The sequence below is a fragment of the Sphingopyxis macrogoltabida genome (assembly GCF_001314325.1).
GTDB lineage: Bacteria > Pseudomonadota > Alphaproteobacteria > Sphingomonadales > Sphingomonadaceae > Sphingopyxis > Sphingopyxis macrogoltabida.
This window is the reverse complement of record NZ_CP009429.1, coordinates 4,967,483-4,985,151: the sequence shown is the minus strand read 5'-3', so window position 1 is coordinate 4,985,151 and position 17,669 is coordinate 4,967,483. Positions and strand designations below refer to the sequence as shown.

At 66.3% G+C, this 17,669-nt stretch carries 19 protein-coding genes; 12 read left to right on the top strand and 7 right to left on the bottom strand.

Annotated features, from left to right (window positions below; genetic code table 11):
- Positions 1 to 8 precede the first annotated feature (8 nt).
- The 6 genes from LH19_RS24060 to LH19_RS24035 all read left to right on the top strand — a co-directional run bounded on the left by LH19_RS24060 (position 9) and on the right by LH19_RS24035 (position 5,672).
- Positions 9 to 830 carry a division plane positioning ATPase MipZ gene (locus LH19_RS24060; protein WP_054732281.1) on the top strand — a complete coding sequence of 274 codons (822 nt, stop codon included), beginning with the start codon at positions 9 to 11 and terminating at the stop codon, positions 828 to 830.
- A gap of 19 nt (positions 831 to 849) precedes the next feature.
- Positions 850 to 2,232, top strand: a complete 1,383-nt coding sequence (pgmG, locus tag LH19_RS24055) for a phosphoglucomutase/phosphomannomutase PgmG (RefSeq protein WP_054732278.1) — start codon at positions 850 to 852, stop codon at positions 2,230 to 2,232.
- 115 nt (positions 2,233 to 2,347) lie between these two features.
- On the top strand, positions 2,348 to 3,160 hold the full coding sequence (lptB, locus tag LH19_RS24050) for an LPS export ABC transporter ATP-binding protein (RefSeq protein WP_054732275.1): 813 nt from the start codon (positions 2,348 to 2,350) through the stop codon (positions 3,158 to 3,160).
- 14 nt (positions 3,161 to 3,174) lie between these two features.
- Positions 3,175 to 4,644 (top strand): RNA polymerase factor sigma-54, encoded by a 1,470-nt coding sequence (gene rpoN, locus LH19_RS24045; RefSeq protein ID WP_054732272.1) that lies wholly within the window; start codon positions 3,175 to 3,177, stop codon positions 4,642 to 4,644.
- Positions 4,645 to 4,840: 196 nt separating this feature from the next.
- A complete protein-coding gene (gene ykgO / locus LH19_RS24040; protein WP_003046794.1) occupies positions 4,841 to 4,966 on the top strand; it encodes a type B 50S ribosomal protein L36 in 126 nt (41 codons plus the stop codon).
- A 97-nt stretch (positions 4,967 to 5,063) separates the two neighbouring features.
- Complete coding sequence (locus tag LH19_RS24035; RefSeq protein WP_054732269.1) at positions 5,064 to 5,672, top strand: HAD family hydrolase; 609 nt, start codon at positions 5,064 to 5,066, stop codon at positions 5,670 to 5,672.
- On the opposite strand, the gene LH19_RS24030 is transcribed toward LH19_RS24035, so the two are convergent.
- The 3 genes from LH19_RS24030 to LH19_RS24020 all read right to left on the bottom strand — a co-directional run bounded on the left by LH19_RS24030 (position 5,660) and on the right by LH19_RS24020 (position 9,351).
- Positions 5,660 to 6,643, bottom strand: a complete 984-nt coding sequence (locus LH19_RS24030; RefSeq protein WP_054732266.1) for a S41 family peptidase — start codon at positions 6,641 to 6,643, stop codon at positions 5,660 to 5,662. The two genes, LH19_RS24035 and LH19_RS24030, sit on opposite strands and share 13 nt — an antisense overlap.
- Positions 6,640 to 7,059, bottom strand: a complete 420-nt coding sequence (locus tag LH19_RS28880) for a helix-turn-helix domain-containing protein (RefSeq protein WP_158514477.1) — start codon at positions 7,057 to 7,059, stop codon at positions 6,640 to 6,642. Before LH19_RS28880 ends, LH19_RS24030 begins: the two co-directional genes overlap by 4 nt.
- Before the next feature lie 141 nt (positions 7,060 to 7,200).
- A complete protein-coding gene (locus tag LH19_RS24020; RefSeq protein ID WP_082396116.1) occupies positions 7,201 to 9,351 on the bottom strand; it encodes a S9 family peptidase in 2,151 nt (716 codons plus the stop codon).
- An 81-nt stretch (positions 9,352 to 9,432) separates the two neighbouring features.
- Here LH19_RS24020 and LH19_RS24015 point away from each other — a divergent pair, with 81 nt between their 5' ends.
- The 6 genes from LH19_RS24015 (at position 9,433) to LH19_RS23990 (ending at position 14,433) form a co-directional block, all read left to right on the top strand.
- Positions 9,433 to 11,271, top strand: coding sequence for an aminopeptidase P family protein (locus LH19_RS24015; protein ID WP_054732257.1), 1,839 nt, complete (start codon positions 9,433 to 9,435; stop codon positions 11,269 to 11,271).
- A gap of 9 nt (positions 11,272 to 11,280) precedes the next feature.
- A complete protein-coding gene (locus LH19_RS24010) occupies positions 11,281 to 11,742 on the top strand; it encodes an acyl-CoA thioesterase (protein WP_054590460.1) in 462 nt (153 codons plus the stop codon).
- A gap of 256 nt (positions 11,743 to 11,998) precedes the next feature.
- Positions 11,999 to 12,472, top strand: a complete 474-nt coding sequence (locus LH19_RS24005; protein WP_234716020.1) for a hypothetical protein — start codon at positions 11,999 to 12,001, stop codon at positions 12,470 to 12,472.
- Between the two features lie 29 nt (positions 12,473 to 12,501).
- Positions 12,502 to 13,446: a bifunctional diaminohydroxyphosphoribosylaminopyrimidine deaminase/5-amino-6-(5-phosphoribosylamino)uracil reductase RibD gene (ribD, locus tag LH19_RS24000; RefSeq protein ID WP_054734247.1), complete on the top strand. Its 945-nt coding sequence runs from the start codon at positions 12,502 to 12,504 to the stop codon at positions 13,444 to 13,446.
- Between the two features lie 7 nt (positions 13,447 to 13,453).
- Positions 13,454 to 14,080, top strand: a complete 627-nt coding sequence (locus tag LH19_RS23995; protein WP_054732252.1) for a riboflavin synthase — start codon at positions 13,454 to 13,456, stop codon at positions 14,078 to 14,080.
- The gene (locus tag LH19_RS23990; protein WP_054732249.1) at positions 14,077 to 14,433 is read left to right on the top strand and encodes a hypothetical protein; all 357 of its coding nucleotides are present in this window, start codon (positions 14,077 to 14,079) and stop codon (positions 14,431 to 14,433) included. Before LH19_RS23995 ends, LH19_RS23990 begins: the two co-directional genes overlap by 4 nt.
- Positions 14,434 to 14,439: 6 nt before the next feature.
- Here LH19_RS23990 and LH19_RS23985 read toward each other — a convergent pair whose 3' ends face one another.
- From LH19_RS23985 to LH19_RS23970, 4 genes are read right to left on the bottom strand one after another with little or no spacing between them, the layout of a single operon-like run.
- Entirely contained in the window at positions 14,440 to 14,910 is a 471-nt protein-coding gene (locus LH19_RS23985; RefSeq protein ID WP_054732246.1) for an MmcB family DNA repair protein, read from the bottom strand.
- A gap of 13 nt (positions 14,911 to 14,923) precedes the next feature.
- Positions 14,924 to 15,475, bottom strand: coding sequence for a single-stranded DNA-binding protein (gene ssb, locus LH19_RS23980; protein WP_054732242.1), 552 nt, complete (start codon positions 15,473 to 15,475; stop codon positions 14,924 to 14,926).
- A 32-nt stretch (positions 15,476 to 15,507) separates the two neighbouring features.
- Positions 15,508 to 17,373, bottom strand: a complete 1,866-nt coding sequence (gene feoB, locus LH19_RS23975; protein WP_054732239.1) for a ferrous iron transporter B — start codon at positions 17,371 to 17,373, stop codon at positions 15,508 to 15,510.
- A complete protein-coding gene (locus tag LH19_RS23970) occupies positions 17,370 to 17,651 on the bottom strand; it encodes a FeoA family protein (RefSeq protein ID WP_082396114.1) in 282 nt (93 codons plus the stop codon). The genes feoB and LH19_RS23970 overlap by 4 nt, the downstream gene beginning before the upstream one ends.
- Positions 17,652 to 17,669: the final 18 nt, after the last annotated feature.

The following is a 17,669-nucleotide window of genomic DNA, read 5'->3' as shown; positions in this document are numbered from 1 at the left end:
CAACGCCCATGACGACCCAAGCGTCGCCCCCCGCCCCGCATCGCATCATCTTTGCCAATGAAAAGGGCGGCACCGGCAAGTCGACCTGCGCCGTCCATTTCGCGGTCGCGCTGGCGAGTCAGGGCTGGCGGGTCGCCGGGCTCGACCTCGATCCGCGTCAGCGCACCTTTCACCGCTATCTGGAGAATCGCGAACAGACTGCGAAGCGCCGCGGCATCGACCTGCCGACCCCGCACTTCGAGGTGTTCGAGGGAACGACGCTCGACGAACTCGACGCGCAGGTCGCGCGATTGTCGGAAGGCGCCGACTATTTTATCGCCGACACGCCCGGCCGCGACGACGTCTTCGCGCGCCACCTCGCGACCAGCGCCGACACGCTGGTGACGCCGATCAACGACAGCTTCATCGACTTCGACCTGATCGGACAGGTCGATCCCGAAACTTTTCAGGTCGTCCGCCCCAGCTTTTACTCCGAACTGATCTGGGACACCCGCAAGGCGCGCGCGAAGACCGACGGGCGGACGATCGACTGGATCATCCTGCGCAACCGCCTCCAGCATGTCGACGCGCACAATATGCGCCGCGTCGGCGAGGCGCTGACCCAATTGTCGCGCCGCGTCGGCTTTCGCGTCATCCCGGGGCTCGGCGAGCGCGTCATCTATCGCGAGTTGTTTCCCGCCGGGCTGACACTGCTCGACAAGGCGCATCTCGGCGGCATGGGGATCGGCCATGTCGTCGCGCGGCAGGAATTGCGCGAGGCGATGGGCGGTTTGAACCTTCCGGCGCGCGAGCGCCTGCATCCCGACGGCGACCTGTTCGCCGCCGCCTGATTTTTAGGAGCATCGTCGCATGGCCCACATCTTCCACCCGACGATGCTCCGCGAATATGACATCCGCGGCGTCGTCGGCGACACGCTGTCCGACAAAGACGCCTATGCGATCGGCCGCAGCTTCGCGACCTTGATCGCGCGCGCGGGCGGCAAGCGGATCGCGGTCGGGTACGACGGGCGGCTGTCGTCGCCGATGCTCGCAGATGCGCTGATCGCCGGGATCAACGCCGCGGGGATCGACGCGCTGAACGTCGGGTTGGGGCCGACGCCGATGCTCTATTATGCCGCGTCAACCGAGGAGGTGGATGGCGGTATACAGATAACCGGCAGCCATAATCCCCCCGACTATAACGGCTTCAAGATGGTGTTTCAGGGGCGTCCGTTCTTCGGCGCCGACATCCAGAAAATCGGCACGATGGCCGCCGCCGGCGACTGGGAGTCCGGCGAGGGCACGTCGCAAGGCATCGACATCGTCGACGCCTATGTCGACCGGCTGGTCGAGGGGTTCGCCGGCGGCGCCTTCCGCATCGGCTGGGACTCCGGCAACGGCGCCGCCGGCACCGTCATCGAAAAGCTCACCGCGCGCCTGCCGGGCGAGCATCACCTTCTGTTTACCGACATCGACGGCCATTTCCCGAACCACCATCCCGATCCCACCGAGGAGAAGAATCTGGCCGACCTGCGCAAGCTGGTCGCCGAGAAGAGCCTCGATTTCGGCGTCGCTTTCGATGGAGACGGCGACCGCATCGGCGCGATCGACGGTGAGGGCCGCGTGGTCTGGGGCGACCAGCTCCTGCAAATCTATGCCGCGGCGGTGCTGCGCGAGATGCCGGGCGCGACGGTGATCGCCGATGTGAAGGCCAGTCAGGCGCTGTTCGACCGTATCGCCGGCTTGGGCGGCACGCCGCTGATGTGGAAGACCGGGCACAGCCTGATCAAGGCGAAGATGAAGGAAACCGGCAGCCCGCTGGCGGGCGAGATGAGCGGGCATATCTTCTTCGCCGACCGCTATTACGGCTATGACGACGCACCGTACGCGGCGGTGCGGCTGATCGAGGCGGCGACGGTGCTCGGCAAGAGCATCACGGCGCTGCGCGGCGAAATGGCGCCGATGGTCAACACGCCCGAGCTGCGCTTTCAGGTCGACGAGGCGCGCAAATTCGCCATTGTGGACGAGGTTCTCGCCCGGCTTGTGGCCGCGGGAGCAAAGGTCGATCGCACCGACGGCGCGCGCGTGCTGACCAACGACGGCTGGTGGCTGCTCCGCGCGTCGAACACGCAGGACGTGCTCGTTGCGCGTGCCGAGGCAAAGGACGATGCCGCGCTCGCGCGGCTGCTCGCGGCGATCGACGACCAGCTTGCGCAGTCGGGGATCGCGCGCGAGCCGCAAGCCGGGCACTGAATCCTTCGCGCCCGCGGGACGGGCAATTCGTCCCTGCAAAAATCTTGCCAGATTGACCTTGGCGGCGTCGCTGGGGTAACGCCCGCTCGAGGGTAGCCATGGAAACCACCAGCCTATGACCGACGAATCCGCTGCGACGACGCTCTCCGAAGGCGATCACGGCGTTGCCGAGCACACCGCGCATGTCCAGGAAGATGCCGCGGCGGGCAACGGGCTTGCGGTCATCTCGATTGCCAAAAGCTACGACAAGCGCGTCGTGCTGTCCGACGTATCGTTATCGGTTGGCAAGGGCGAGGTCGTCGGCCTGCTCGGTCCCAATGGCGCGGGCAAAACGACCTGCTTCTATTCGATCATGGGGCTGGTGAAGCCCGATGCCGGGCGCATCATGCTCGACGGTGCCGACATCACCGCGCTGCCGATGTACCGCCGCGCGATCCTCGGGCTCGGTTATCTGCCGCAGGAAACCTCGATCTTTCGCGGCATGACGGTCGAGCAGAATATCGGCGCGGTGCTCGAACTCAGCGAGCCCGACAAGGTGTCACGCGAGCGGCGGCTCGAGGAACTGCTCGACGAATTCGGGCTGACGCGGCTGCGCGATTCAGCGGCGATGGCGCTGTCGGGCGGCGAACGGCGCCGCGCCGAAATCGCCCGCGCGCTCGCCGCCAATCCGTCGATCATGCTGCTCGACGAACCCTTCGCGGGCATCGACCCCCTGTCGATCAGCGACATCCGCGACCTTGTCGCCGATCTGAAGACGCGCGGCATCGGGGTGCTGATCACCGACCATAATGTCCGCGAGACGCTCGACCTCGTCGACCGCGCCTGCATCATCTACGACGGCAAGGTGCTGCTTGCCGGCTCGCCCGAAGAGCTCGTCGCCGACCCCGAGGTGCGCCGCCTCTACCTCGGCGAGGGCTTCTCTTTGTGATTGACTAGCCTCTGATGGCGTTGGGTCCGCGCCTCGATCTCCGCCAGTCGCAGTCGCTGGTGATGACGCCGCAGCTTCAGCAAGCGATCAAGCTGCTGGCGCTGTCGAACCTCGAACTCGAAGCCTATCTGGCCGAGGCGCTCGAAGGCAATCCGCTGCTCGACACGGCGTCGGCCGATAGCGACGGGAGCGCGGGCGACCCGGATACCGGCCCCGGCGAGGATGCGCCTGCAACCGAAGCTGCGGCGCTCGACGCCGATCAGGCGCTCGCATCGGACAGCGGCACCAGCGACGACCTCGATGTCGATTTCGCCGAGGAACGCTTTCATCACGACAGCGCGAGCGACAGCGTCGGCCTGTCGGGCGGCGATAGCGAAGCCATTGATTTCGACAGCTTTGCGGGCGAGGACGCGACGCTGCACGGCCACCTGCTCGCGCAGGTCGGCGAACGCTTCGGCGGGATCGAGGCGATGATCGCCGAACAGATCGTCGCGCTGATCGACGAAGCGGGATATCTGCGCGCCGACCTTGGCGAGCTTGCCCAGCGGCTCGGCGTCCCGCTCGCGCTGGTCGAAGCCGTACTGGCCGGTGTTCAGGGCTTCGACCCGTCGGGGGTCGGCGGCCGCGACCTTGCCGAATGCATCGCGATCCAGGCGCGCGAGGCCGACCGTTACGACCCTGCGATGGCGACGATGATCGCGCACCTCGACCTCGTCGCCAAGGGCGCCTTCCCCCAGTTAAAACGCATTTGCGGCGTCGATGACGAAGATCTCGCCGACATGATCCGCGAATTGCGAAGCTATGACCCGAAGCCGGGGCTGCGCTTTGGCGGCGACGCCGCGACCGCAGTGGTGCCCGACCTCTATATCCGCCAGACGGCGAAGGGCTGGGCGGTCGAGGTCAACAGCGGCACCCTGCCGCGCCTGCTCGTCAACCGCCGCTATTACAGCGAATTGGCCGAAGGCGCGGCGGCGAAGAGCAAGGCGTGGCTGTCCGAACAGCTTGCCGGCGCCAACTGGCTGGTGCGCGCGCTCGACCAGCGCCAGCGCACGATCGTCAAGGTCGCGAGCGAGATCGTCAAGCAGCAGGAGGGCTTTTTCCTCCACGGCGTCGCGCATATGCGGCCGCTGACGCTGCGCCAGGTGGCCGAGGAAATCGGCATGCACGAATCGACCGTCAGTCGCGTCACCAGCAACAAATATCTGTCGTGCGCGCGCGGGCTGTTCGAGCTCAAATATTTCTTCTCGTCGGGGATTTCGGCGACCGAGGGCGACGGCGCGGTGTCGGCCGAGGCGGTGAAGAGCCGGATCAAGGCGATGATCGAGGCCGAGGATGCACGCGCGATCCTCTCCGACGAGACGATCGCGCAAAAGCTGTCGGCCGAGGGCCACGACATCGCGCGGCGCACCGTGGTCAAATATCGCGAGGCGATGGGCTATGGCTCGTCGGTGCAGCGGCGGCGGCAAAAGGCGCTGGCGGGGTAGTTCATCCCCCCAATCCCGTTCGCGTCGAGCGAAGTCGAGACACCCATCGGGATGGCGCCATACTGAGGGGCATCTCGACTTCGCTCGATGCGAACGGAAAGTGAGGAATTTGGCGCGGTAGCCGGTTGACTTTTTCCGCCCTTCCCCATAGTTGCGCCGCTTCGCGTCAACACGCCAAGATTTACGGACAGAGATCATGAAGATTCGCAACAGCCTGAAGTCGCTGAAGGACCGCCACCGGGATAATCGCGTTATCCGCCGCCGTGGCCGCACCTATGTGATCAACAAGACCAACCGCCGCTTCAAGGCGCGCCAGGGCTGATGGCCCTGCCGGGGCGTTTCCCGCCCCGCGCGCATTTGCGAGCCAGCGTGACGCCGTCGGATGCTTCCGGCGGCGCTTTCGCGTGTCCGGAGCAGCCATGATTCGCCGATCTGTGATCTTCGACGTCGGCCGCGTCCTCTTCGACTGGGACCTGCGCCATCTGTTCGCCAAGCTGATCGCCGACCGCGACGAACTCGAATGGTTCGTAACGCATGTCGTGACGCCCGAATGGCATTTCCAGCACGACGCGGGGCGGCCGCTCGCCGAGATGCTGCCCGAGCTGAAGGCAGAATTTCCAGGGCATGGAGCGCTGATCGACGCCTATGCGACGCGTTTCAACGAGACGATTCCGGGGCCGGTGCCCGGCAGCCTCGAACTGGTCGAACGGCTCGACGCGGCGGGCGTGCCCTTGTTCGCGATCACCAATTTCGGGCACGAGTTCTGGGAAGCTTTCCGCCCGACCCAGCCGATCTTCGACCGCTTCCGCGACATCATCGTTTCGGGCACCGAAAAGCTGCTGAAGCCCGATCCGGCGATCTACCGCCTTGCGATCGATCGATTCGGCATCGACCCCGCGGGGGCGCTGTTCATCGACGATGTCGCGGCGAATGTCGCGGGCGCCGAATCGGTCGGGATCGCGGGGCATCGCTTCCGCGGCGCGGCAGATTTGGAACGTGACCTCGGCGCGCGCGGCTATTTGCCCTGACCGCCGTGGGATGCTTTACCGAGCGCTTCCTTCGCGAGCGATAGCGCGGTTTCGAGCGCCTGGTCGGCGGGGACCGCGACATCGGGCTTGACCCCGACATCCTGCCAATTCGTTCCGGTGATCGGATTGACCGAGCGCTTCTCGGGCAGGCTCAGGGCAAAATGCGGGTGGACGCGGCGATATTCGAACGGGTTCGCGCCGCCGCCGGTGACTTCGCCGACGATCGTCGCGCGTTTCAGCGCTTGCAGGTCGTAGGCGAGCGCTTCGGCTGCCGAGAAGGTGCGCTTGCTGGTCAGGATATAGAGCGGTTTCGTGTCGCCGAACCGGCGTCCCTTGGGCGGCGCCGGCGAGACGTGCGCCGTCGTCTTGCCGCTCGGACGGTCGAAGCTGCCGCTGAGCGGTGATCCCTCGGGCACCAGTTGGCCGATGATCGTATCGACCGTTTCCATGCCGCCGCCATTTTTGCGCAGGTCGATGATCAGCGCATCGCCCTGCGCGGCGACGGTCATCATTGCGCCGACGACGTCGCCGCCGAGCGCCGGGGGCGGGAAGACGCGAAGGTCGATCAACATGATATTGCCGTCGAGGCGTTCGATCTTCTGCACGCCATGATTAACTTGGGCACCGTAATAACGCTCGATCTCGGCATCGAGAAAGGCCTCTTCGCCGCCTTCGACGGGGATCGGCGTGGCGCTGTAATCGACCGCGAAATGACCGTCGCCCGAAGCCTGGCGCAGCCAGTCGGTCAACGCCTTGGCGAGCGCGGGGCCGTCGGTGACGTCGCTCCACTGCATTTTCGCCTTGCGCAGTTCGCCAGCCATTTTCTGCCCCTTGTCGGCATCGACATAGCGCGTCGCGAGCAGGTGGGCGATTTCGTCGATCATTCGACCGCGGTCGGCGGCGCTGATCGGCTGGGCCGCGGCGGGCAGCGCAAGGCAGGCGAGCGCCAGAAAAAGCAGGGCACGTATCATCGTGCGCGTTCCTTCTTGATGAGATCGCCAAACGACTGGCGTTGGAGTTGTTCGAGCGCGGCATCGACCGTCGCGCCCAGAGGTTGTGGCAGCGCCGCATCGAGTGCGCGCGCGGCACCGGCTGTGGCGGCCCATGCCGCTTCGAGATCGGGGATCATCGCGCGCGCCGCGGGGGTGAGAATGAAGCGCCGCTCCCGCCGGTCGCGGGCGGGCACCGATTCGATCAGGCCTTCGCGAACCATCGTTTGCAGTGTCTGGGTCGCGGCGGGCTGGGTGAAGCCGAGCGCCGCGACGCATTCGCCGACCGATGCCGAGTCGCGTGCCATGAGCAGCCGGAAATAAGGGTAGAAGCGCGGCCGGAAATTCAGTCCGGCGTCGCGATACGCCTGCTCGACGGCGTCGTCGAGCGCCGCCACCAGCAGGCGCAATCGTGTTCCCAAGCCCGATCGATAGTTCATATATATAAGTGCTTATATATTATATGTCGCCGATGCAACAGCTGCTGTAGGCAGCGCCCCGACGCGTCGGCGGTCAGCTGGCGATGCGAGCCGTCAGGATTATTTTTCCACCCCCAGCTGCGTCAGCACGAAGGCGAACTCTTCGGCATCCTCGCGCAGCGCGCCCCAGCGGCCCGATTTGCCGCCGTGGCCCGCGCCCATGTTTGTGCGTAGCAGCAAGGTCGCGTCGTTGGTGCGTGTTGCGCGCAGCTTGGCGACCCATTTGGCGGGTTCCCAATAGGTCACGCGCGGGTCGTTGAGCCCCGCCGACACGAGCATCGGCGGATAGGCCTTCGCGGTTACATTGTCGTAGGGGCTGTAGCTCAGCATGTAATCAAAAGCGGCTTTGTCGGTGATCGGATTACCCCATTCGGGCCATTCGCCGGGGGTCAGCGGCAGCGTTTCGTCGACCATCGTATTGATGACATCGACGAAGGGCACGCCCGCCAGCACCGCGCCCCACAGTTCGGGTGCCTCGTTGTAGATGACCCCCATCACCTGCCCGCCTGCCGAGCGGCCTTCGACCGAAATCTTGCCCGCGGCGGTATATTTCTTCGCGATCAGCCCCTTGGCGACGTCGATGAAGTCGTTGAAGCTGTTCTTGCGTTCGGTCGTCTTGCCCGCGAGATACCAGGCGCGGCCCATGTCGTCGCCGCCGCGGACATGCGCGATGGCATAGATCATCCCGCGATCGACGAGGCTGAGCCGCGTCGTCGAAAAGCCCGGCGGGACGCGGTAGCCATATGAGCCATAGGCATAAAGATGCATCGGCGCGCTGCCGTCGAGCTTCGTCCCCTTCTTGTAGACGAGCGAGGCGGGGATCATCGTCTTGCCGTCGCGGCTGGGCAGATTAACCCTTTCGGTTATATATTGCGTCGCATCGTAACCCGAAGGGATTTCCTGCACCTTCAGCGTCTCGAGCTTTCCGCTCGCGAGGTCATAGTCATAGACGGTGTCGGGGGTGACCATCGATTCATAGTCGAGGCGGAGCTTGTCCTGATGATATTCGGGATTGTCGCCGAGGCCCGCGACATAAGTCGCCTCGGGGAATTGGATCCGTCCCGGGGTCAGCGGCGCATCATATTTGCGGATATCGACCTGATCGAGCCCGTCCTCGCGCGATTCGAGGACGAAATAGTCGCGGAACACCGATACGCCGGTGATGTAGCTGTGGTCCGATCCGGGGATCAGCGTCGTCCACTTGCCCGGGTCCTTGACGCTCGCGGTCGCGACGCGGAAGTTGGGATGCTCGTCGTTGGTGTAGACATAGAGCGTGCCGTCGCGCTCATCGACGCTGTACTCGCGGCCCTTCTGGCGCGCCGAGACGAGCTGCATCTTCGCTTCGGGATTGTCGGCGGGGAGGAGGTAGACCTCGCTCGTTTCGTTATCGCCCGTCGCGATCACGATATAATTGTCGGCCGCGGTCTTGCCGATTCCGACGCCGAAGCCGATGTCATCCTCCTTGTAGAGCAATTTGTCGTCGGCGACCGGCGTGCCGAGCCTGTGCAGCCGGACATTGTCGGTGCGCCAGTTCTCGTTCGCGAGGCCATAGAGCAGCGCGTCGCCCTGCGCGGTCCAGACGAGCGACGACAGCGTGCCGGGGATGACGTCGGGCAGATCCTCCCACGTCATCAGATTCTTGAAGCGCACCTCGAACCGTTCGGAGCCATTGTCGTCGAAGGCATAGGCCATCAGCCTGCCGTCGGGGCTGATCGACACGTCGGCGAGGCGGAAATATTCCTTGCCGTCGGCCATCGCGACCTCGTCGAGGATCAGCACCGGTTCGCCGCCCGCGACGGGTTTGCGATACCATTTCTTGTACTCGGCGCCTTCCTCATATTCGACCCAGTACACCCAGTCGCCGTCCTTCTGCGGCACCGAGGAATCGGCCTCCTTGATCCGCCCCTTCATCTCCTGGAACAGCGTTTCGACCAGCGCGGCATGCGGCTTCATCGCGGCGTCGAAATAGGCATTTTCGGCCTTCACATAGTCGAGGACATCCTTGTCATCGACCGTCGGATAGCTTTCGTCGCGCAGCCAGTGGTACGGATCGGACAGGGTCTTGCCGTGCAACGTCATCTCGTGCGGACGCTTGTCCGCGACCGGCGCGGCGGGCAGGGCAGGGGTGGTGCTGGTCAATGCAGTCTCTTTCTCTTCGGCGAAAGCGCCCGGGGCCGCGACAAGCGGGGTGGCAATTGCGGCCAGAAACATCCAAATAGCGCGCATCACAAAACTCCCGCGGTGTCGCCCCGATGGGCGGGATTGCCGCGATGTAGGAACAAGGAACAGCTCATGTCCAGCCCCGTCCCCGGCACTATCCACGCCGAGCGCCTCGCCCGCCTGCGCGCCGAGTTGAAAGCGCGCGGCCTCGACGGTTTCGTCGTGCCGATCAGCGACGAGCATATGAGCGAATATGTCGGCGAATATGCGCAGCGCATGGCGTGGCTGACCGGCTTCGGCGGCTCGGCGGGGACGGCGGCGGTGCTGCCCGAAAAGGCGGCGGTGTTCGTCGACGGCCGCTATACGGTGCAGGTCCGCGATCAGGTCGACGGGACGCTGTTCGACTATGTCGGGGTGCCGCAGTCGAGCGTCGCCGAATGGCTCGGCGCCAACGTCAGCGCGGGGCAGAAGGTCGGCTACGACCCGTGGCTCCACAGCATTGACTGGGCTCGCGGGCTGGAAAAGGCGCTGGCGGCGAAGGGCGCGACCCTCGTCGCGGTCGACGCGAATCCGCTCGACGCGGCGTGGGACGACCAGCCGGCGCCGAGCGATGCGGTGGTCACGGTGTACGACACGAAACTCGCCGGGCAGGCGGCCGCCGACAAGCGCGCGGTCATTGCCGACTGGCTGAGGGCGAAGGGGCTCGACACGACGGTGATGACCGCGCTCGATTCGGTCGCCTGGACCTTCAACATCCGCGGGACCGACGTCAGCCACACGCCGGTCGGGCTCGCCTTTGCCCTGCTCCATGCCGATGCGACCGCTGACCTGTTCGTCGCCCCCGAAAAGGTCACCGACGCGGTGCGCGCGCACCTCGGCAACAGCGTGCGTATCCACGATCGCGAAGCGTTTGAGGCGGCGCTTGCGGATCTGGCGGGCAAGAAGGTCGCCGTCGATCCCGACCGCGCCGTCGCGGCGATCTTCACCGCGCTCGAAGCCGCCGGTGCGACGATCGAACGCCACCGCGACCCGGCGGTGCTGCCGAAAGCGATCAAGAACGACGTCGAGCTCGACGGCACCCGCGCTGCGCATGTGCGCGACGGCGTCGCGGTGTCGCGTTTCCTGAAATGGATGGCGGAGGTCGCACCGCAGGGCGGACTCGACGAGCTTGGCGCCGCGGCGAAGCTGCGCGAATATCGCGAGGCGAGTGGCGCGCTCCGCGATCTGTCGTTCGACACCATCTCGGCCGCGGGACCCAATGGCGCCTTGCCGCATTACAAGGTCGACGAAACGACGAACCGCGCGGTCGAAACCGGCACGCTCTACCTCGTCGATTCGGGCGGGCAATATGACGACGGCACCACCGACATCACGCGCACGATCGCGATCGGCACGCCGACCGCCGAAATGCGCCGCCGCTTCACGCAGGTGCTGAAGGGCCATATCGCGCTGGCGACGGCGCGTTTTCCCAAGGGGACGCGCGGCAGCCAGCTCGACATCCTCGCGCGGCAATATCTGTGGGCCGACGGGGTCGATTATGCCCACGGCACCGGGCACGGCGTCGGCACCTATCTGGCGGTGCACGAAGGGCCGCAGCGGATCGCCAAGCCCGCCGGCGGGCAGGCGGGCACCGAGGAGGCGCTCCACGCGGGCATGATCCTTTCGAACGAGCCCGGCTATTATAAGGCGGGCAGCTTCGGCATCCGTATCGAGAATCTCGTCATCGTGGTTCCGGTCCGCATCGACGGGGCCGAGGAGGATATGCTGGCGTTCGAGACGATCACCTTCGCGCCGATCGCACGCGACCTCGTCGATGCGGCGCTGCTGTCGCCGGCCGAGGCCGACTGGCTCGACGCCTATCACGCCGAGGTGCTCGAAAAGCTGGGCGCGGCGATGGACGGTGCCGACCGCGAATGGCTTGCCGCCGCCTGTGCGCCGATCGATCGCGCCCCGACGGCGCTTGCGGCCTGAGGCGCGGGCATGACCGGTCTTCGCAGCGACGTACCGCTTGCCGACTTCCGCGTGCAGGAGCGCGTGCGGGTGCGGTTCAACGAGATCGACGGGCAGAGCATCGTCTTCAACGCCAATTATCTCGTCTATGCCGATATCGGCGTGACCGAATATTTCCGCGCGCTCGGCGAAGGGCAGCCCGGGCCGTACTTTAACCAATATGGTACAGATATTCGCGAGACACATTGCGAGATCGACTATCACGCGCCGGCGCGGCTCGACGAACTGATTACCATCGCGGCGCGGGTCAGCCGCTTCGGAAGGACGAGCTTCACCTTGCATTGCGGGATTTTCCGCGGGACCGAACGGCTGACCGACATCGAGATCAGCTATGCGCATCTCGATACCGACAGCGGCCAGCCAACCCCGCTGCCGGGAAGCTTCATCGCCGAAGTCAGGCGATTCGAAACGCGAACCCCGTCGCAAGATTGATTCGGACGAGCCGGATCGACCCTCTCAACCAAAAAGGTCGAAAAAAAAGGGCCACCCGTGGGTGGCCCGTGAAAGTTTTGGGAGAGGATGCCTAAAAGGCAAGTGTGATATTGCAGTGCACAATGAATTTCGCAACTGCGAAAAGAACATCCGCAGTTGCATTTTTTGCAATCGCCATTGGGCGCGAGCGCCGTTTCGCGCAATCTTCGACCCTCTCGCAAATCGGCGCGACATCGCCTAAATTGGCGTCATGGGAATGTTCAACAATATGGATGTCGGCGGCGGCGTCGCCGATTTCTGGAGCTATATCCGCGAGCCGCGCCCGCACCGCTGGGCGATATGGGGCGTCGCGGTGGCGCTGACGTGGGTCGTGTTCCACGGCGTGTCCGAATATCTGATCCCGTATGAAAAGCCCAAGCCGCAGATCATCTATTTCGAAAATTGGAAGGCGACGCGCGGGGAGGCCGAGATTCGCGCCGACTGGGTCGCGCGCGCCAAGGAGACGACGCGCCGCAACGCCGAAAAGCGCGCCGAATACCAGCGTTTCGCCGACAGCATGGGGATCGAATATGATTCGAGCGAGGCCGACAAGGTGACGCGCGAAACGCTCGGTGCGGAAGAAGCGGCGGCGGCGAAGAAAAAGCCCGCGCCGTCGCAGGCGCGCTCGACGCTGGCCGAACGCGCCGCGCGCGGGGCGCCGCCCGCTCCCGCGGATCAACCCCGGCGCTGATGCAGCGTCCGCCCGCCGACGCCGACTGGATGGCGGCCGCCATCGCGCTGTCGTCGCGCGGCCGGCCGGAGTCGGCGCCCAACCCCAATGTCGGATGTGTGCTGGTGCAGGCAGGGCGGGTCGTCGGCCGCGGCTGGACGGCGGCCGGCGGGCGCCCGCACGCCGAAGCGGTGGCGCTCGCGGCGGCGGGCGAAGCCGCGCGCGGCGCCACTGCCTATGTCAGCCTCGAACCTTGCGCCCATGCCGGCGGCCGCGGTCCGGCGTGTAGCGACCTGCTGATCGCCGCGGGCGTCGCGCGCGTGGTGATCGCGGCGCAGGACCCCGATCCGCGCACCGACGGTGCCGGAATCGCGCGGCTGCAGGACGCGGGGATCGACGTCCTGTTCAATGTCCTGCCGGCCGAGGCGCGGCGCGCGATGGCCCCATGGTGGACGCGGCGGGCCGAAGGGCGGCCGTTCGTGACGCTCAAGCTCGCGACCTCGCTCGACGGCTGTATCGCGCTCGCCGACGGCGCGAGCCGCTGGATCACCGGCGACCGCGCCCGGGCGCACGGCCACCTCGAACGCGCACAGCATCAGGCGATCCTTGTCGGCCGCGGTACGTTCGACGCCGATGCGCCGAAGCTCGACGTGCGCTTGCCGGGTCTCGAAGGTCGCAGCCCGCAAAAATTGCTGCTGACGTCGGGAAGCGCGCCCGCGGGCTGGACCGCCGTTGCTGCGCCCGAATCGGTCGAGGGCGTCGATTCGCTGCTCGTCGAGGGCGGCGCGAGGGCGGCATCGGCCTTTCTCGCCGCCGACCGCGTCGACCGGCTGCTGCTCTATCGCGCGCCGGTGCTGATCGGCGGCGGCCGCCCGGCGCTCGGCGACATCGGGCTGACCGACCTTGCCGATGCCCACGGCCGTTGGCGGCTTGTCGACAGCCGCCTGCTTGGCAGCGACCGGCTCGACGTCTACGAGCGCATCAGGACAATTTGAGGACCCTATGTTCACCGGAATCATCACCGACATCGGCACCATTCGCAGCCGCGAGGATCGCGGCGACACCCGGCTCGTCATCGAAACCGCCTATGATGTGGACAGCATCGACCTTGGCGCGTCGATCGCCTGTTCGGGTGCCTGCCTGACCGTCGTCGAAAAGGGCGTCGATCAGGGCAGCAACGGACCGGCGGGCTGGTTCGCGATCGACGCGAGCGCCGAAACGCTCGCGTGCACCGCGCCGGGCATGTGGGATCAGGGGCGCCGGCTCAACCTCGAGCGGGCGCTGAAGATCGGCGACGAACTCGGCGGGCATATCGTCACCGGCCATGTCGACGATATCGGCCGCATCGTGTCGGTCGAGCCGATCGGCGACAGCATCACGGTCACCGTCGCCGCCCCCGCCGCGCTGGCGCCGCATATCGCCCCCAAGGGCTCGATCACCGTCGACGGCGTGTCGCTGACGGTCAACGAAGTAACCGACCAGCCGAACGGCGAGGCGCATTTCACGCTCAACATCATCCCGCACACGCAGGCGATGACGACGCTCGACGAAGCGGCGGCCGGGCGGCCGGTCAATCTGGAGATCGATATCCTCGCGCGCTATCTCGCGCGGATGCAGGCGCGGGGATGAAGGCGGGCTCGCCCGCGCCGCGCTTCATGCGTTGGCGAAATACGGTGTGGCTGGCCGCCGCCGTGCTTTTCCTGCTGAATTTCCTGCGCCACGGGATCGATCTTTTCAGCATCGCGCTGACCGCGATCATTGTTGCCCTCGGCTTTGCCGTCGAACATGTCGAAACGCAGACGCAGCGTCCGCTCAAAAACTATCTGCGTGTCGCGCTGGGGTCATTCGCGCTCGCGCTTGTCCTGATTGCCATGCCGCTGCTGATGGGCGGGGGGATATGGGTCGGGCTGATCCTGTGGACGGGACTATCGGGCGCTGCGCTCGCCTGGTGCGTCCATTACGAGCGCACCGAGCCGCGCTGAGCCGCTTCAGCCTTCCATCCACCCCGCCGCCAGTTCGGGATCGGCCGCGAGCATCGACCGCCGCATCGCGAGGCGGCCGATGCGGAGCAATTCGGCCTTGCGCCGGGCGGGGGCGAGATTGCAGCTCGCGGCTTCGCGCACGACTGCGGCGCCATAGCGGTCGGCGACGATCAGCCCCGAGCTTTCGGGCCGGTAGCCCTCGGTTTCGAGGATCGCGGGGTCGAGCCCCGCCGCGAGCGCCCAATAGAAACGGTCGCACCAGTCGCAATAGTCGGGCCATTTGCCGTCGCCGTGCAGGTCGGCGCGGCTGACCTTGATCTCGACGATGGTGATATTGCCCCTCGCGTCGATGGCGGTGAGGTCGGTGCGCCGCCCGTTGGGCAGCGGCACCTCGGGGATCGCGACCAGCCCCTGCTGCGCGAACAGCCGGCATACGCCGCGCGCGACGTCCGCGGCGGTCAGCAGGTCACTCGCCATCGCTCAGAAATCCTCAGAAGGGGACGTCGTCGTCCAGATCGTCGTCGAACGGCGGGCGTCCGCCGCCCGAGCCGCCACCGCCGCCCTGGTTCCAGCCGCCACCCGAACCGCCGCCGCCCGAGCTTCCGCCCGAACCGCCGCCCTGATCCCAGCCGCCCGACGAGCCGCCGCCCTGCGACCAGCTATCGCCGCCGCGCGAACCGCCGCCGCCGGGGGCGCCGTCGAGCATGGTCAGCGTGCCGCCCATGCCCGCAATCACGACTTCGGTCGTGTAGCGGTCGTTGCCGTCGCGGTCCTGCCACTTGCGGGTGCGCAAGGACCCTTCGATGTAAACCTTCGAGCCCTTTTTCAGGTAACGCTCGACCACCCCGACCAGCCCGTCGCCGTTGACGACGACATTATGCCATTCGGTGCGCTCCTTGCGCTCGCCCGACATGCGGTCTTTCCACTGTTCGCTGGTCGCGATGCGGATGTTGGCGATCTTGCCGCCGTTCTGGAACGATTTGATTTCGGGATCGGCGCCGAGATTGCCGATCAAAATTACCTTGTTGACGCTGCCAGCCATCGCCGCTCCGCTCCGCTCAAAAGTTGGGAGGATCAGCCTAGGCCAAAGGCGACGGCTGTCCAGTAAGTGATACCTGCTGCGGCATAGGCGAGCAGGAACAAATAGCCAACCATGAACATGGGCCATTTCCACCCGTTGGTCTCTCGCCGGGTGATGGCGATCGTCGAAATGCATTGCGGCGCGAAGACGAACCAGGCGAGAAAGGCGAGCGCGGTGGCGAGGCTCCATTTGCCCTGCAGCCGTTCGCCGAGCGATTCGGCCATCGCCTCCTCGTCGTCGCCCGCGTCGATCGCGTTGGCGGTCGCCATCGCCGACACCGCGACCTCGCGCGCCGCCATCGCCGGGATCAGCGCGAGCGCGATGTCGTGGTTGAAGCCGATCGGCGCGACCGCGACCTCCAGCCCGCTCGCGATGCGGCCGGCGACGCTATATTCGACCTGGCTTTCGCCTGCGGGCGCCTTGGGGAAGCTCAGGAGCAGCCACAGGATGACGGTGGTCATCGCGATGATCGTCCCGGCGCGGCGGAGGAAGATCCATGCGCGCTGCCACAGGCCGATCGCGATGTCGCGCCACTGCGGCATCTGGTAGCGCGGCATTTCCATCATGAAGCCCGCGGCGTCGCCCTTTGCCACCGTGCGGCGGAGCGCGAAGGCGACGGCGAGCGCGCCGACGATGCCGGCAAGATAGAGACCGAACAGCACCAGCCCCTGCAATCCGATGCTCGTGCCGCCGACGCCGCGATCGGGGATGAAGGCGGCGATGATCAGCGCATAGACCGGCAATCGCGCCGAACAGGTCATCAGCGGCGCGATCAGGATCGTCGTCAGCCGGTCCTTCGCATCGGGAATCGCACGCGTCGCCATGATCCCGGGAACGGCGCAGGCAAAGCTGGAGAGCAGCGGGATGAAACCGCGTCCCGACAATCCGACCTTGGCCATCAGCCCGTCCATCAGGAACGCGGCGCGCGTCATATAGCCCGACGCTTCGAGGAGGAGGATGAAGAGGAAGAGGATCAGGATCTGCGGCAGGAAGACGACGACCGCGCCGACGCCCGCGAGCAGCCCCTCGACGACAAGGTCGCGGAGGAAATTTTCGGGGAGGTTGGCGACCACCCATTGCTGCGCCGTGCCGACGAGGCCCTCGAGTGCGTCGGCGGGCGGGCCGGCCCAGGCATAGACCGCCTGGAACATCACGAACATCAGCGCGAGCAGGATCGCAAAGCCCGCGACCGGGTGGAGCACCACCGCATCAACGCGCTGCGTCCAGCGGCGCACCGGCGTTTCGGCAAGCGTCGCGGCGCGCGAAATGGCGCGGGCGCGCTGGTGCAGCGACTTGTCGGCGGCCGGCGCCGCGGCGGCGGCATCGGTGCGCGGCACCTGCGTCCGCATCGCCTCGTCGAGCGCGGCGAGCAGCTCGGTCAGGCCGCGCCGCCGCACCGCGACGGTCGGGACGACGGGGACGCCGAGTTCGGCCGAGAGCCGTGCCGGGTCGAGCGTCAGCCCGTCGCGCTCGGCAAGGTCGAGCATGTTGAGCGCGACGACGGTCGGCAGGCCGAGCGCGATCAGTTCGAGCGCAAAGCAGAGATGGTTGTCGAGGTTCGCGGCATCGAGCACGACGACCAGCGCATCGGGGCGCTGCTCGCCATGCTGGCGGCCCATGATGACGTCGCGCGTCACCGCCTCGTCGGGGCTCGCCGGGGTCAGGCTGTAGCTGCCGGGCAGGTCGATCAGCGAGATCGGACGGCCGTCGGCGAAACTGGCATGCCCCGCCTTTCGTTCGACGGTGACGCCCGGGTAATTGGCAATTTTTTGCCGCGCGCCGGTCAGCGCGTTGAACAGGCTCGATTTGCCGGCATTGGGGTTGCCGACCAGCGCGATCGACGGGATGGCGCCGGTCATGCGCTTCGCCTTTCGTCCCCGGCGGCCGCTTCGACGGTGATCATCGCTGCCTGCCGCGCGCGAATGATGACGCGCATCCGCCCGACCGCGAGCGCGAGCGGGTCGCGCGAAAAGATGCTGCCGCGGTGCAGGGGGGTGATTTCGACCCCTTCCATCAGACCGAATTCGCGCAGGCGGCGCCCCTCGTCGGCGGACATGGCATTCCAGTCGATACGCGCGATCCGCACCGCGACGCCCAGCGGCGCCCGGTCCAGCAAATGTTCAAGTGCAGCAGTCATTGCGAGCGATTATCAATA

Excerpts from the sequence above, each read along its gene's own strand:
- pgmG (WP_054732278.1), top strand. The coding sequence starts at position 850 with ATGGCCCACATCTTCCACCCGACGATGCTCCGCGAATATGACATCCGC.
- LH19_RS23995 (WP_054732252.1), top strand. The coding sequence starts at position 13,454 with ATGTTCACCGGAATCATCACCGACATCGGCACCATTCGCAGCCGCGAG.
- LH19_RS24015 (WP_054732257.1), top strand. The coding sequence starts at position 9,433 with ATGTCCAGCCCCGTCCCCGGCACTATCCACGCCGAGCGCCTCGCCCGC.
- LH19_RS23985 (WP_054732246.1), bottom strand. The coding sequence starts at position 14,910 with ATGGCGAGTGACCTGCTGACCGCCGCGGACGTCGCGCGCGGCGTATGC.
- LH19_RS23970 (WP_082396114.1), bottom strand. The coding sequence starts at position 17,651 with ATGACTGCTGCACTTGAACATTTGCTGGACCGGGCGCCGCTGGGCGTC.
- LH19_RS23990 (WP_054732249.1), top strand. The coding sequence starts at position 14,077 with ATGAAGGCGGGCTCGCCCGCGCCGCGCTTCATGCGTTGGCGAAATACG.
- lptB (WP_054732275.1), top strand. The coding sequence starts at position 2,348 with ATGACCGACGAATCCGCTGCGACGACGCTCTCCGAAGGCGATCACGGC.
- LH19_RS24005 (WP_234716020.1), top strand. The coding sequence starts at position 11,999 with ATGTTCAACAATATGGATGTCGGCGGCGGCGTCGCCGATTTCTGGAGC.
- ssb (WP_054732242.1), bottom strand. The coding sequence starts at position 15,475 with ATGGCTGGCAGCGTCAACAAGGTAATTTTGATCGGCAATCTCGGCGCC.
- LH19_RS24035 (WP_054732269.1), top strand. The coding sequence starts at position 5,064 with ATGATTCGCCGATCTGTGATCTTCGACGTCGGCCGCGTCCTCTTCGAC.
- LH19_RS24030 (WP_054732266.1), bottom strand. The coding sequence starts at position 6,643 with ATGATACGTGCCCTGCTTTTTCTGGCGCTCGCCTGCCTTGCGCTGCCC.
- ykgO (WP_003046794.1), top strand. The coding sequence starts at position 4,841 with ATGAAGATTCGCAACAGCCTGAAGTCGCTGAAGGACCGCCACCGGGAT.
- LH19_RS24060 (WP_054732281.1), top strand. The coding sequence starts at position 9 with ATGACGACCCAAGCGTCGCCCCCCGCCCCGCATCGCATCATCTTTGCC.
- rpoN (WP_054732272.1), top strand. The coding sequence starts at position 3,175 with ATGGCGTTGGGTCCGCGCCTCGATCTCCGCCAGTCGCAGTCGCTGGTG.
- LH19_RS24020 (WP_082396116.1), bottom strand. The coding sequence starts at position 9,351 with ATGTTTCTGGCCGCAATTGCCACCCCGCTTGTCGCGGCCCCGGGCGCT.
- ribD (WP_054734247.1), top strand. The coding sequence starts at position 12,502 with ATGGCGGCCGCCATCGCGCTGTCGTCGCGCGGCCGGCCGGAGTCGGCG.
- LH19_RS24010 (WP_054590460.1), top strand. The coding sequence starts at position 11,281 with ATGACCGGTCTTCGCAGCGACGTACCGCTTGCCGACTTCCGCGTGCAG.
- feoB (WP_054732239.1), bottom strand. The coding sequence starts at position 17,373 with ATGACCGGCGCCATCCCGTCGATCGCGCTGGTCGGCAACCCCAATGCC.